Source organism: Hymenobacter artigasi (genome assembly GCF_012275535.1).
GTDB classification, from domain to species: domain Bacteria; phylum Bacteroidota; class Bacteroidia; order Cytophagales; family Hymenobacteraceae; genus Hymenobacter; species Hymenobacter artigasi.
This window is the reverse complement of sequence record NZ_JAAVTK010000001.1, coordinates 128,466-143,437: the sequence shown is the minus strand read 5'-3', so window position 1 is coordinate 143,437 and position 14,972 is coordinate 128,466. Positions and strand designations below refer to the sequence as shown.

Sequence of the window (14,972 nt, the reverse complement as noted above, 5' to 3'; positions counted from 1 at the left end):
AGCCTGTTCTACTGCAGTTGTCCCACAACGGGGAAATTGTCGAATACGTTGGCTGTATGCGGCGCGTCTTTGTCCAGTTCGGCAGTGAGGTCCTGGCCGGCCCAGTGCTCGTAGTGGTTGCCGCGCCGCCAGAGGCGCGAGCGGCTCACGTCATAAATCCGGCCTTGGTAAGCCACCCAGATTTCGTCGCGGTCCTGGCCATTGCGCAGGGCGAGTTGGTTTTTGGTGTAGGTGGGCAAGTCAATTTGTTTTTCTTGAACGGTCATGCTGAGCTTGTCGAAGTATCTCTACCGCTTCGTTGAATTAGCGTTGGTTGCTTACGAGGTAGAGATGCTTCGGCTGCGCTCAGCATGACGTTCTGCTGCATGACAAGTTACTAGCTCAGCAGCGCCTGCAGCCGAATCCAGCGCTGGGGCAGGTCGCCCTGCGAGGCGTTCAGGTAGTCCTCATACGTGCAGGGCACTACGCGCTTGGTGGCATTATCGCCGAGGCGTTCCACTTCCATCCACCACTTTTCGGCGCGGCGCGATTTGTAGAACACCAGCTTGTCGGGGTTGCCGGGCAGCACCACGGTGTAGGTGAGGAAGCGGAACGTGCCGAAGCCGGTTTCGGGCCGGCGGTGGTAGAACCCCTCCACGAAATACCAGAGCATGCTGGCGATGGTGGCGGCGGCCAGGCCGTTGGCGTCTACGTCGGCGCGGTAGCCGTAGAGGCCGAAGGAGCTGAGCTGCTCGTTGTGGCCGGCATACCAGCACAATTGCGTGGCTTCCTCATTGCCCAGGCCGAAGGGGTTGGCCGGGTAGTAGCCCGGCGAGTCCTGCCAGCGAATGGCGGCAATGTCCACGCTCATAAAATCGGCCTGGCGCACCAGCGGCTCGGCCAGGCGGCGGTCGGCGCGCACCTCGCCCACGCTCATGGTATCGAAATGCAGCTTTTCGAGGGCCACCATCACCTCGGGCGGCGTGAGGTATTGCTGGTGGCCGAGGTGGGCCAGGCTGAATACGATGTTGGGCTCGTGCACCAGCAGGCGGCGCAGGTGGCTTTCTTCGGCCGGGGTGCCGGGGCCGGGCTCGGCCATGTCGGGCCGCGAGTCCACTATCGTTACGTTAATGGTGCGGTCCTGCGCTTCGTAGGCCAGAAACTGGCCGTAGTCCAAATCGTGGCTGCCGCCGAGCAGGATGGGTACCGTGTTTTCTTCGAGCAGCGCCCCGATAATTTCGCGCAGGCGCTGGTAAGTATCCTCCAGCGTGAGGCCGGGCCGCAGGTTGCCGAGGTCGACGAGGCGCAGCATGCCCGTGCCTTTTTGCAGCTGGTAGAAGCGCTGGCGCACTTCGTTGGGGCCGTGGCGGCGGGGACTGGGCGGGCCGGCCGCACTGCCGCGCCATTCGTCCAGCCCGATGATGGCCAGATCGGCGGTGCGCCAGTCGGGGAAGGTTTCGGTGAAGCGGGTGGCGTAGGCGGCCAGCGTGGTAGGCGCTGGCGCGGCCTCGGTCAGCGTTTCCGGCAGCGGGTCAAAAAACAGGGCCAGATTCATTGGGAGCGGGAATGCTAGGGCTCAAAATTACACCGAAAAAAGCCGGATTTTGGGGCTTTTTGAGCGTTTTTGCGGCTCATTTGGTTTTAACTCCCAGCCGCAGCGCTGCAGAAGTGCGTGGTGCGGGGGGACGCAGCCCCGAAAAAAGCGCTTTATTTAAGCTGAATTTCACGCAATACGCTTTATCCGCCCCACACATGGACGTTCGTCGCGCCTTTGATATCCTAGCCCACCAAATTGCCGAGTCGCCCAAATCCGATGCGCTGGCCTCTAAAATCGACGGAAACTGGGTGCCCATCAGCAGCCAGCAAATTCAGGACCAGGCCAACCTGGTTTCGCTCGGCCTCGTATCGCTCGGCCTCAAGCGCGGCGACAAAGTAGCCATCATCAGCATGAACCGCCCGGAGTGGATGCTGGCTGATTTCGGTATCTCGCAAATCGGTGCCACCAGCGTGCCCATGTACCCGAGCATCACCGTTGAGGACTACAAGTACATCTTCACCGATGCCGGCGTGCGGGCCGTGTTCGTGGCCGACCAGAAGCTGTTCGACAAGGTGAAAGAAGCCACCGAGGGCCTCGACATTCCCGCTGAAAACGTCTTCACCTTCGATAAAATCAGCGGTGCGCGTCACTTCGGCGAATTGCTGGAAATCGGCAAAAAAGGCAACGTCGCTGCCTTGGAGCCGCTGAAAGCCGCCGTCGAGCCCGACGACCTCCTCACGCTCATCTACACCAGCGGCACCACCGGCAAGCCCAAGGGTGTGATGCTCACGCACGATAACATCCTGAGCAACTGCCGTAACTCGCAACGCTTCGTGCCCGTCACGAAGGACGATAAAGCGCTGAGTTTCCTGCCGCTCTGCCACATTTTCGAGCGCATGGTCACCTATCTGTACATGATAAACGGGGTGAGTATTTACTACGCCGAAAGCATGGACGTCATCGCCGACAACCTGCGCGAAGTGAAGCCTGATATTTTCACCACCGTGCCGCGCCTGCTCGAAAAGGTGTATGATAAAATCGTGCAAAAGGGCCATGAACTGGAAGGCGTGAAGAAGAGCCTCTTCTTCTGGGCCCTGGAGCTGGGCCTGAAGTACGATACCCAGAAAGACCAGGGCTTCCTCTATAATACGCAGTTGGCTTTGGCCAATAAGCTCATTTTCAATAAATGGCGCGAGGCGCTGGGCGGCAACCTGCGCTGCATCGTGAGTGGCGGCGGGGCCTTGCAGCCGCGCCTGGCCCGCGTGTTCTGGGCGGCTGGCATCCGGGTGATGGAGGGCTACGGCCTCACCGAGACGTCGCCCGTAATCGCCGTGGGCGGCTTCGAGCCCGAGAATAACATGATTGGCACGGTGGGGCCGCTCATCGACAACATGGAGGTGAAAATTGCGGCCGATGGCGAAATCCTCACCAAATCGGCCTCCGTGATGAAGGGCTACTATAACAAGCCCGACCTTACGGCCGAGGTGTTCGACAGCGAGGGCTGGTTCCACACCGGCGACATTGGCGAGCTGGTGAATGGCAAGTTCTTGAAAATCACCGACCGCAAGAAGGAGATGTTCAAGACTTCGGGTGGTAAGTATATTGCTCCGCAGGTGCTCGAAGGCAAGTTCAAGGAAGACCCGCTCATCGAGCAGGCCATGGTGGTGGGAGCCGACCAGAAATTCGCGTCGGCGCTCGTCATTCCGTCCTTCTCCGACCTCAAGGGCTGGTGCAAGCGCAACGGCGTGCCCGATGCCTCGAACGAGGAGCTGGTGAAAAACCCAAAAATTGTGGACCTCTACGAGGGGCTGGTGAAGAAATACAACCAGAGCTTTGCCCAGTGGGAGCAGGTGAAAAAAATTGCCCTGCTGCCCGAGCTCTGGACCGTGGAAAGTGGCGAAATGACCCCTACCATGAAGGTGAAGCGCAAGGTTATCACGGAGAACAATAAGGACATCATCGAAGGCCTGTATAACTCGGCCGGGGAGCGGTAGGGCAGGGGCAGGCAGGTCCGAAGAACGTCATGCTGAACGCAGCGAAGCACCTCTGCCGGGCAGATATCCATTCAACCGGATTTCCTGCAACGGGGGAGAAGCGGCAAGCCGTTCAGCGTGACGTTCTTTTTTTATCACATCGGGATATAGTATGCAAGCCTAACAAATTTTTCGTAAGTTTACCGCACTATCAGCCCGCCCATGAAAGCCGAAGAAACCGTCGATTACAACATTAAAGTGGCTTGGCACGCGATTTCGCGCATGTACAATACCCAGGCTGCCCAGAATGATATCACCACGAGCATCGGCTTCGTGCTGCTGAACATCGACCAGGAGCGTGGCACACCCGCCACCAAAATCGCGCCGCTGCTGGGCCTCGAAACCCGCAGCCTGACCCGCATTCTGCGGAGCATGGAGGAAAAAGGCCTTATTTATAAGCAGGCTGACTCCGTGGACAAACGCTCGGTCCGCATTTTCCTGACGGAGCTGGGGCTGGAGAAAAAAGAGGTTTCGCGCCAGACGGTGCGGCACTTTAACCTGAAAATCCGGGAAAAAATCTCGCAGAGCCAGCTGGATGTGTTCTTCAAAGTAGCAGCTCAGATTACGGGTATGATTGAGGGTAAAACCCTTTTTGAAGACTTTACGCTGAAAGCACTGCGGGCCGAAACGCCCACCTCGTATAGCTAAACCGTTGTCATGCCGACGAAGGAAGCATCTTATCACGGCTGCTTTCGTCGGCGCTAGTAATCACAGCAGTGCGGACGTGACAAGATTCTTCGCTGCGCTCAGAATGACAGTCAAAACACTATGAATCGAACCATCAAGAAAGTTGCCGTGCTCGGCTCCGGCGTTATGGGCTCGCGCATTGCCTGCCACTTCGCCAACATCGGCGTGCAGGTGCTGCTGCTCGACATCGCGCCCAAAGAGCTGACGCCCGACGAGGAGAAAAAGGGCCTGAAGCTGGAGGCCGCGGCCGTGCGCAACCGCATTGTGAATGCCGCGTTGCAGGCCGCAATCGTTGCCAATCCCTCGCCGCTCTACCGCAAGGCTGATGCCAGCCGCATCAAAACCGGCAACTTTGATGACAACCTCAAGGAAATTGCCGGCTGCGACTGGACGATTGAAGTCGTAATCGAGCGTCTTGATATCAAAAAAGGCCTTTATGAGAAGGTGGAGCAGTTCCGCAAGCCCGGCACGCTCATCACCAGCAACACCAGCGGCATCCCGATTCACCTGTTGGCCGAGGGCCGCTCCGAGGATTTCAAGCAGCACTTCGCCGGCACGCACTTTTTCAACCCGCCGCGCTATTTGAAGCTGCTGGAAATCATCCCGACGCCGGACACCAAGCCGGAGGTGCTGGATTTCCTGCAGCACTATGGCGATTTGTACCTGGGCAAAACGGTGGTGTTGGCCAAGGACACGCCCGGCTTCATCGCCAACCGCGTGGGCGTTTTCGCCCTGCTCGACGCCATGCAGACCATGCAGAAGCTGGGCCTGACCGTGGAAGAAACCGACAAGCTGACCGGCCCGGTGATTGGCCATGCGAAGTCGGCCACGCTGCGCACTTCCGATGTGGTGGGCCTCGATACGACCATCAACGTGGCCAACGGCCTGGCCCAGGGCCTGCCGAACGACGAGGCCAAGGACGTATTCGTGCTGCCTGATTTCGTGAAGAAAATGGGCGAGAGTAAGTGGCTGGGCGACAAAACCGGCCAGGGCTTCTACAAAAAAGTGAAGGGCGAAGGCGGCAAGTCGGAAATCCACGCGCTCGACTTGAGCACGATGGAGTACAAGCCGAGCCAGAAGGTGAAGTTCGCCACCCTGGAAATGACCAAAACCATCGAGAAGCTGGCCGACCGCTTCAAGGTGCTGGTGGCGGGCAAGGACAAGGCGGGCGAATTCTACCGCCTGAGCTTCGGCAGCCTCTTCTCTTATGTGAGCAACCGCATTCCCGAGATTTCCGACGGGCTGTTCAAGCTGGACGACGCGCTACGTGCCGGTTTCGGCTGGGAAATGGGCCCGTTTGAAACATGGGACGCGCTGGGCGTGCAGGCCGGCCTGGATTTGGCCAAGGCTGCTGGCCGCACCCCCGCCCCGTGGGTTGAGGAAATGCTGGCCGCCGGTAATACTACATTTTATAAGGTGACCGAAGCTGGCGTGCGCCAGTTCTACGACATCGCCTCGAAAAGCTACCAGTCGGTGCCAGGTGTAGAGAATTTCATTATTCTCGACAACCTACGCGCCAGCGGCAAGGTGCTGTGGAAAAACTCGGGCGCCTCAGTTATCGACCTCGGCGACGGCATTCTGAACGTGGAGTTCCACTCGAAGATGAACGCGCTAGGCACCGACGTCATCCAGGGCCTGCTGAAGGGTGTAGAGATGGCCGAAGCCGGCTACCGCGGCCTCGTGGTGGGCAACGACGCGCCGAATTTCTCGGCCGGCGCCAACCTGGGCCTCGTGTATATGCAGGCCCTCGACCAGGATTTCGACGAGCTGAACATGATGATTCAGCAGTTCCAGCAGGCCATGATGCGGATGCGCTACAGCAGCATCCCGGTGGTGGGCACCCCGCACGGCCTCACGCTGGGCGGCGGCTGCGAGCTGAACCTGCACTGCGACCGGGTGGTAGCGGCCGCCGAATCCTACATCGGCCTCGTGGAATTCGGCGTGGGCCTGATTCCCGGCGGCGGCGGCACCAAGGAAATGACCCTGCGCACCGCCCTCAAGTACGAAGATGGCGAGCCCGAATTCAACCTGCTGCGCAACACCTACATGACCATCAGCACGGCCAAGGTTTCGACCTCCGCCGCCGAAGCCTTCGACCTGGGCTACCTGCGCCGGGGCGACGAAGTGGTTCTGAACAGCAACCGCGTAATCGCCCAGGCCAAAGCCGCCGCCATCGATATGGCCGATGCCGGCTACACCCAGCCGCTACAGAAAACCAACATCAAGGTACACGGCAAGGGCGCGCTGGCCATGTTCAAAACCGGCGTGTACGCCATGCAGCAAGGCAACTATATCTCGACCCACGACCAGCTCATTGCCGATAAGCTGGCTTACGTGATGTGCGGCGGCGATTTGTCGTCGCCCACGGAAGTGAGCGAGCAGTACCTGCTGGATTTGGAGCGCGAGGCGTTTCTGAGCCTCTGCGGCGAGCGCAAGACGCTGGAGCGGATTCAGTCGATTCTCACGACCGGCAAGCCGCTGCGGAATTAACCTCACGAGTCACCTCACCCCCTAGCCCCCTCTCCCGCGGAGAGGGGGGACTAGTTTCTAATTCTAGTCTTAAACTTTTGGGTGAGCATCAAAATTTAGTCTTTAACTTTTTAAAAGTTAGTTAACTAGAACTAGAAACTAGTTCCCCCTCTCCACGGGAGAGGGGGCTAGGGGGTGAGGTTAACGCCAGAACAACATGTCGAACAACACCGCATATATCGTAGCCGGCTACCGCACGGCCGTGGGCAAAGCCCCCCGCGGCGGTTTCCGCTTCACCCGGCCCGACGACCTCGCTGCCGCCGTCATCAAGCACCTCGTGGCCGAAGTGCCCGCCCTCGACCCCACGCGCATCGACGACGTTATTGTCGGCAATGCCGTACCCGAGGCCGAGCAGGGCCTGCAAATGGGCCGCCTGATTTCGCTGCTGGCCCTGCCCATCAACGTGCCCGGCCTCATCGTGAACCGCTACTGCGGCTCTGGCGTCGAAACTATCGCCATGGCGGTGGGCAAAATCACGGCCGGCATGGCCGACTGCATCATCGCGGGCGGCACCGAGAGCATGAGCATGGTGCCCACCGTGGGCTGGAAAACCGTGCCCAACTACAAGTTGGCGATGACTCATCCCGACTACTACATGGGCATGGGCCTGACGGCCGAAGCCGTGGCCAACGACTACAAAATCACCCGCCAGGACCAGGACGAATTCTCCTACAACTCGCACCAGAAGGCTATCAAGGCCATTCAGGCCGGCAAGTTTGCCAAGAGCATCGTGCCCGTCACGGTAGAGGAAACCTACGTGGACGCCGCCACCGGCAAGAAGAAAAGCCGCTCCTACGTGGTGGATACCGACGAAGGCCCCCGCGCCGATACCTCGGTGGAAGCCCTGGCCCGCCTGCGCCCCGTGTTCGCCGCCAACGGCACCGTAACGGCCGGCAACTCGTCCCAGACCTCCGACGGCGCGGCCTTCGTGCTCGTGATGTCGGAGCGCATGGTGAAGGAGCTGAACCTGGAGCCCATCGCCCGCATGGTGAACTACGCCACCGAAGGCGTGGACCCGCGCATCATGGGCATGGGCCCCATCAAAGCCGTGCCGAAAGTCCTCAAGCAAGCTGGCTTAAAACTCGAAGACATCGACCTGTTTGAGCTGAACGAAGCCTTCGCCTCGCAGTCGCTGGCCGTGGTGCGCGAGCTGGGCATCGACCCCGAGAAGCTGAACGTGAACGGCGGCGCTATTGCCCTGGGCCACCCGCTGGGCTGCTCCGGCGCCAAACTCAGCATCCAGCTCTTCGATGAGCTGCGTGAGCGCGGCAAGAAGTACGGCATGGTCACGGCCTGCGTGGGCGGCGGCCAGGGCGTCGCCGGCATCTACGAGTTGCTGAAGTAATGCCACCTGTCATGCTGAGCCTGCGAAGCATCTTGTCACCGCCGAACGACTCGTTGGAACGTGATAGGATGCTTCGCAGGCTCAGCATGACAGAGGCCGAATAAAAAGAAAACCCCGCTCAGCCGGGGTTTTCTTTTTGCAAAGTAGTAGGCACGCCTAACATATTTTTTGTATCTTGCAACACCAAACCGCTGGCCTCGTTGTTTCTTCAACTAGTAGGCACGCCTAACACTTTTCAACTCTACACCCACCCCAAACGTCATGGAAACCACGCAGCAAGCCAGCCTGAAGGGCGGCGAATTCATCATCAAGCCGACCGATGCCCAGAGCGTCTTCACCCCGGCTGACTTTACCGAAGAGCAGGTCATGATGCACCAGACCTGCATCGACTTTGTAGCTGCCGAGGTAACCCCGCTACTGGAGCGCCTCGACAACCACGAAGAGGGCCTCATGCGCGGCCTGATGCAGAAGGCAGGCGAGCTTGGGCTGTTCGGCGTGAGCATTCCGGAGCAGTTCGGCGGGCTGGACATGGACTTCACTACGGCCCTGCGCGTGACGGAGGGTGTGGGCGGCGGCCACTCGTTCCCGGTGGCGTTTGCGGCGCACACGGGCATCGCCATGCTGCCCATCCTGTACTTCGGCAACGATGAGCAGAAGGCCAAATACCTGCCCGGCCTCACCGATGGCAGCCTGATGGGTGCCTACTGCCTCACCGAGCCCGGCTCCGGTTCCGATGCCCTGGGTGCTAAAACCAAAGCTGTTCTCAATGCCGAAGGCACGCACTACGTGCTGAACGGCCAGAAAATGTGGATTACGAACGCCGGCTTCGCCGATGTGTTCATCGTATTTGCCCAGATTGACGGCGACAAGTTCACCGGCTTCATCGTAGACAAAGACACGCCCGGCCTGAGCCTCGGCAACGAGGAGCACAAGATGGGCATCAAAGGCAGCAGCACCCGTCAGGTGTTCCTGTCTGATGCGCAGGTGCCCAAGGAGAACGTGCTGGGTGAGATTGGCAAAGGCCACCTCATCGCCTTCAACGTGCTGAACATCGGCCGCATCAAGCTGGCTGCCGCCTGCCTGGGTGCCGCCAAAGGAGCCGCTACCCAGAGCGTGAAATACGCCAACGAGCGGGTGCAGTTCAAAATGCCGATTTCGAAGTTCGGCGCGATTCGCTACAAGCTGGCGCAGCAGGCCATCCGCCTCTACGCCGTGGAATCGGCTATTTACCGCGCCGGTGCCGACATCTACCGCATGGAGCAGCAACTGCTGGCCGAAGGCAAAGGCACCAACGAGGCCCTGTTGGGCGCGGCCCGCGAATTTGCCGTGGAGTGCGCCATTCTGAAAGTAGAAGGTTCGGAAGTGCTTGATTACGTGGTGGATGAAGGTGTGCAGATTTATGGTGGCTACGGCTTCTCGGCCGACTACCCCATGGACCGCGCCTACCGGGACTCGCGCATCAACCGCATTTTCGAAGGCACCAACGAAATCAACCGCCTGCTGGCCGTTGATATGATTCTGAAGAAGGGCCTGAAAGGCGAAATTGACCTGATGGGCCCCGCCCAGGCCGTGCAGCAGGAGCTGCTGAGCATCCCGAGCATGAGCCAGGACGAGGAAACCGGCCTGTTCAGCAAGGAAATGAAGACCATCGCCAACCTGAAAAAGGCCATCCTGATGGTAGCCGGCTCGGCCGTGCAGAAGTTCACTGCCACCCTCGCCAAAGAGCAGGAGCTGCTGATGAACATCGCCGATATGGCCATCAAGGTGTACATCGCCGAGAGCACCCTGCTCCGCGTGGAGAAGGAGGCCGCTGCCAAAGGCGAAGAAGCCCTGTCGGTGGAAGCCGACATCGCCCGCGTGTACCTGGCCGATGCCGTGGACATTGTGGAGAAGGCCGCCAAGGATGCCATCGGCAGCATGGCCGAGGGCGACGAGCAGCGCCTGCTGCTCATGGGCCTCAAGCGCTTCACCAAAACGGAGCTCATCAACGTGAAGGAGTCACGCCGCCGCATTGCCGCCAAGCTGATTACGGCCAACGAGTACGCCGTCTAGACCACGGATTTGCTCGGATTTTAACGGATTTTGTGGATAACGCAAAAGGCCGCTCCTGGATTCAGGAGCGGCCTTTTTGGTTTAAATTTAAGCGTGGCTACTCCTTCACTACTTTAAGGTAGTGAATCTGATTATCAAGCGTGAAGCGCAGGACGTAGAGGCCTTTGGGCAGCTGGCCCAGGCCACTGAGCGTGAGCTGTGCTGCGCCCGCCGGCACCTCAAGTGCCTGCTTGAGGACCGTGCGACCCACGCCATCGGTGAAGACGGCGGTGGTGCGGCTGGCTTCGGTGGCGTAGGTATTCAGATACAGCACGTCGGTGAAGGGGTTGGGGTTGGCTGCTACCACGGCGGCGTTGGCAAACGTGAGTGCGCGAACGGCGGTGTAGGTGACGCTGCCATCCAAATCAACCTGCTGCAGGCGGTAGTAGCGCGTGCCCATAGGGTTGGCCGGGGCGTCTACGAAGCGGTAGGACTGCGCCTGGATACTATTGGCACTGGTGCTGGGCACGAAACCGGCGGTGCGGAACTCGCGGCCGTCGGTCGAAACCTGCACGGCGAAACCCTTGCTGTTGTGCTCGGTAGCCGTGGCCCAGGTGAGCACGGCTTGCTGGCCCTGGCGCTCGGCCGCGAAGCGGGTGAGGGTGACGGGCAGCGGCGCGGCCTTGTTGCCCAGCGTCCAGTCCGAAAGGTGGTCGAGACCGGTCAGGGTCACGGTATTGGCGCTGCTGGCGCCGCCTTCGGGCCGCCACAGGCTCCCGCCAATGGGCCGGCTGAAGAGCTGCAGGTTGGCTGGGGAAATGCCGTTTAGCTCCGCCGCGCTGGAGGAGTAGCCAAATACCAGGTCCAGGTTGAGGCCGGTATCGGTGGTGGGTACCACGCGGTATTGGCGGCGGATGCTGCGGCTGGTGATGCCGGCATTGGTGCCAGTGGTGGGCGTGACGCCGTAGACCGGGGTGCCGGTGGTGCGCACCACGTAGGTGCTGCCGGGCAGCGCCGCGCCGTTGGCGGTATGGGCGGTGAGGGTGAGGCCGAGGCCGCCGAAACCAGTAGAATTGCCTTCGGCCACAAAGCTGAGCGTAGCCGACCGTACCTGGCCCAGCACAAAGCTAGTAGCAGTTTCGCTGATGGTAGCGTTCTGCCCCAGCGTGAGCAGGTGAGCGGCCGACCCGTCGGGCAGGTAGCCCTTGAGTACGCCCCGGCTCAGCACGAGGCTGGTGTTGGTGGTCACGTCGCTGTTGAGCTGCAGCGAGTCGGCGGCGCTGGCCAGGTTGATTTTCAGGGTACGCACCGTGGCGGGCAGGCCGGTGCCCGACTGCTGGTTCACGCCGTTGGCGAAGGCCCCGGTGTAGGTATAGATGCCATCGGGGCTAAACGAGCGGGTGCCCGTCACCTGCACCGCGCCGGTGCTGCCGCTGGCCGTAATGCCGGCTGGGTCGCAGATTTGCAGCTCGCCACCGGCCGCCAGCGTGAAGTTGGAACCGGTAATGGTCTGGCAGGAGGTGTTGAGCACCCCCCCGCTTTGTACGGTTATAACACCCTGGGCCGCGAGTGGGCCACTCAGCGTGGCTGCGCCGCCGCTCATAATGGTCACATTGCCGTAAGTGGTGCCGGTGGGCACGGTTTGCGTATTGGTAATGGTCAGGTTTGGCAAGCCATTTACAAAGCCTTCGCCAGTCATTATTACGTCTTTCAACAGGGCGTAGCGCGCACTGCTGCTGCTGCCAGCGGCATAGTATACCCGTACGGTCAGGGTCTCGCCCGCATTGAGCAATACCCCCGTTGTATTCAGGGCAAAGTGGTAATTCTGGTTGGTGCCGGTGTTCTGATTGAGCAGGGCCACGGGGGTAGAGAAGGCACCATTGGCAGCGCCCGGCAGGATGCCTTGGGGGCCTTTGCCGCCGCTAACAGATACAGAATCCAAGGTGAATCCGGACTTCGAATACACAACGGCCAGCTTACCGGTCGTGTTGTAGATGGCCGACCAGAGTAAAATGGAGTCAACCCGCACCGAGTTGCCAGTGGCTGCCATCAGGGTAAACTGCTGATAGTATTTGGCGTTTATGGTATTGCCGGGGCCGCCCGTAGCCGTAGTCCAGGAACCATTGGCAGTGGGTGCGAAGGCTTTGCCGTAGCGGGCGGCCCGGGGAGCATAAGCGGTATTGGCATCATTGACGGCGGTACCATTCGAGAGCGCAAGGCGGCGCATGGTTGCGGTGCTGCCGGTTGCAGCGTATGAGCGTACTTCGGCGCTGTCGGCATCGCTCACCTTCAGCGACCACTGCTGGAGGATGGCAGAGTTGGCGGCTGCCGTCGTGAATGCTTGCGATAGTACAGCACCTTGGTCACCGCTGGTGCAAGTGCTTTGCAGCGTGACGGTATAGGGCGTGCCCGCGCTCAGGCCCGTGAGGGCAACCGGCGATGCGGTGGGTGCAGGCATAATGGTTACCGCTGAGCCCGGCGAGCTGGTCGGGTAGTAGGTAATGGTGAAGCTGGTGTTGCTGGTACTGGCCGTGAAGCTGAGGCTGGCCGAGGTAGCCGTGATGCTGCCCACCGCCAGGTTCGTGGGGTCAGGGCAAGCGGGAGGAGCCGTTGTGAAGGTGGTGGTAAGCAGTGTGCCGGTACCGCCAGTGCTACACGAGCTGCGCAGGCTAACGGTGTAAGCCGTGCCAGCGGTGAGACCAGTCAGCGCGACGGGCGATGCCGTGGGCGCCGGCGCAACGGTTACCGCTGAGCCCGGCGAGCTGGTTGGGTAGTAGGCAACGGTGAAGCTGGTGTTGCCCGGGTCGGGCGTGAAGCTGAAGCTGGACGAGTTGGCCGTAACACTGCCCACAGCCAGGTTCGTGGGGTCGGCGCAGGTAACCGTAAGCGTGGTAAAGGTTCGGTTTATGCCCGAGCTGATGCCGGTATTAACACAGGTACTCCTAATGTTCACGGTATAGGCCGTGCCAAGGGTAAGTCCTGTCAGCGATACTGTTGTGGACGAAGAGGTTACCGTTGTGGTTGAGGTAGGCGAGCTTGTGGGATAATAAACGAGGGTATAGCTGACGTTATTCGTACCGCTCGAGATGTTTACTGTCGCAGAGTTGTTCGTAATGCCGCTCACCGTGGCTGCCGTTGGGTTGGAGCAGCTAAGAGCCGTAGTAGTGAAGGTTTTCGTTATCACTGTTCCAAGTGCTCCATTGCTGCACACGCTTTGCAGCGTCACGGTATAGGCGGTGCCCGAGGCAAGGCCCGTCAGGTTCACCGGCGACGCCGTCGGATTCGGGGTGATGGCTACGGTCGAGGCCGGCGTAGCAGTGGGGTAATAGCTAACGACATAGCTGGCATTTCCCGCGCCGGGCGTAAAAGTCAGCGCAGCCGATGTGCCGGTAATGCTGCCCACCGTCACCGCCGTAGGGTCGGCGCAGGTGGTCGGGTTGGCAACCGTGGTGAAGGAAGTGGTGAGCACCGAGCCTGAGCCCGCTGCGCAACTGCTTTGCAGCGTCACCGTGTAATCGGTGCCGTCGGTCAGCCCAGTGAGGTTGTCAGAAGTTGCCGCTGCCCCAAGCGTGTGCGTCACGATAGGCGTACCGGCCGCAGTAGGGTAGTAGGTGAGGGTGTAGCCCGTGCTGCCCGTAGCCGCCGCGAAGCTGACAGCCGCCGACGTCTGGGCGATACTGCCCACGGTGGGGGAGCCGGGAGAGGCACAGGAGCCGGCATTGGTCGTAAAAGCAGGGGAGGTGATGGTAGTGGCCAGTGTGCCGGTGCCAACCACCGTAGCCGTGTAGGCAGTGCCCGTCGTCAGGCCCGAAATCGTGTAAGTAGCCACATAATTATTGCCAGCCGAAGGGGCTGTGGTCTGGATGGCGGTGCCTCCTGTCGGGCTCGTATTGATGGTGTACGTGTAGCCACCTGCCGCCGGGGTGCCAAAAGAAAGCTGGGCGGTGGTGCTACTCACGGTCCCCACGTTCACGGCTTGTCCTTTCACCGCAACATTTTTGAGCATAGCATAATTGCTGGAACCACTTCCGGTAGCGTAGTAAAGTCGAATGCTCAGCGTCTGGCCGGGGGTTAAGGTTACGCCCGTACTGCCATTTAATGCCAGCCGGTAGTTGTCGATGGTGTTAGTAGGGCCAGCGCTATTCTTCAGTATCGAAAAGCTTTTGGTGAAGGTGCCAATGCTCGCAGTGGGGTAGGTAAGAGTTGCACCGTTGTTGGTAGTGCCTCCACTTATCTCAGTCGAGTCGCTGGTAGTGAAGCCCGTTTTTGAGTACACCACAGCTATTTTGGCGTTGCTGTTGCTGGCATAGAACGCCGACGTGAGCACCAGCGAATCGAGCCGGGCCACGGCCGTACCAATGCTGGCTTTCACCGTAAACTGCTGGTAAAACTTACGGTTCGGCGTGCCGCCCGGCCCCGACCCGTTCCATAAGCCCGTGGGGTCCGGAGCAAAGGCCTGGCCATACGTAGCCGAATTAGCGGCTGGGGTGGTGGCAGTAGAAGCCACCAGTCGCTTCAGTGTGGGCGTCCCGGCTGTTATCCCCGCCGCAGTGGTTACGTAGGTCGGTGCATTGCTACTCGTCAGCGCCCACTGGGCTAGCGTTTGCGACTGTGCCAGCACGCGGGAAGGCATCAGCCCAAAACCCGCCAGCAAGAGCATAACAATATATGAGCTAAGGCGACGCTTCCAGACGGTTGCGCTGCCCGCAGCAAGTAAAAATTCAAGCATGAAAAGAAGAACAGAGGGTGGGGTAAAGCGTCTTTTGCAAAAAAGACTTCCCGGCAAGGTTCGTTTAACACGACCGTAGCGCTATACTCTTGTTCAACTTTA

Annotated in this window: 8 protein-coding genes; 5 read left to right on the top strand and 3 right to left on the bottom strand. The window is 60.1% G+C overall.

Annotated features, from left to right (window positions below; all coding sequences use genetic code 11):
- Positions 1 to 8 precede the first annotated feature (8 nt).
- Positions 9 to 266, bottom strand: coding sequence for a cytochrome b5 domain-containing protein (locus HBN54_RS00555; RefSeq protein WP_168671202.1), 258 nt, complete (start codon positions 264 to 266; stop codon positions 9 to 11).
- Positions 267 to 376: 110 nt separating this feature from the next.
- Entirely contained in the window at positions 377 to 1,534 is a 1,158-nt protein-coding gene (locus HBN54_RS00550; protein WP_168671201.1) for a formimidoylglutamase, read from the bottom strand.
- 197 nt (positions 1,535 to 1,731) lie between these two features.
- Between HBN54_RS00550 and HBN54_RS00545 the strand changes: the two genes are divergently transcribed.
- The 5 genes from HBN54_RS00545 (at position 1,732) to HBN54_RS00525 (ending at position 10,162) form a co-directional block, all read left to right on the top strand.
- Complete coding sequence (locus HBN54_RS00545) at positions 1,732 to 3,510, top strand: AMP-dependent synthetase/ligase (protein ID WP_168671200.1); 1,779 nt, start codon at positions 1,732 to 1,734, stop codon at positions 3,508 to 3,510.
- 201 nt (positions 3,511 to 3,711) lie between these two features.
- Positions 3,712 to 4,197, top strand: a complete 486-nt coding sequence (locus HBN54_RS00540; protein WP_168671199.1) for a MarR family winged helix-turn-helix transcriptional regulator — start codon at positions 3,712 to 3,714, stop codon at positions 4,195 to 4,197.
- A 120-nt stretch (positions 4,198 to 4,317) separates the two neighbouring features.
- Positions 4,318 to 6,726, top strand: coding sequence for a 3-hydroxyacyl-CoA dehydrogenase/enoyl-CoA hydratase family protein (locus HBN54_RS00535; RefSeq protein WP_168671198.1), 2,409 nt, complete (start codon positions 4,318 to 4,320; stop codon positions 6,724 to 6,726).
- 196 nt (positions 6,727 to 6,922) lie between these two features.
- Positions 6,923 to 8,110: an acetyl-CoA C-acyltransferase gene (locus HBN54_RS00530; RefSeq protein WP_168671197.1), complete on the top strand. Its 1,188-nt coding sequence runs from the start codon at positions 6,923 to 6,925 to the stop codon at positions 8,108 to 8,110.
- A gap of 261 nt (positions 8,111 to 8,371) precedes the next feature.
- A complete protein-coding gene (locus tag HBN54_RS00525; RefSeq protein WP_168671196.1) occupies positions 8,372 to 10,162 on the top strand; it encodes an acyl-CoA dehydrogenase family protein in 1,791 nt (596 codons plus the stop codon).
- Positions 10,163 to 10,259: 97 nt separating this feature from the next.
- On the opposite strand, the gene HBN54_RS00520 is transcribed toward HBN54_RS00525, so the two are convergent.
- Positions 10,260 to 14,801, bottom strand: coding sequence for a beta strand repeat-containing protein (locus HBN54_RS00520; protein WP_168671195.1), 4,542 nt, complete (start codon positions 14,799 to 14,801; stop codon positions 10,260 to 10,262).
- Between the last annotated feature and the right edge of the window lie 171 nt (positions 14,802 to 14,972).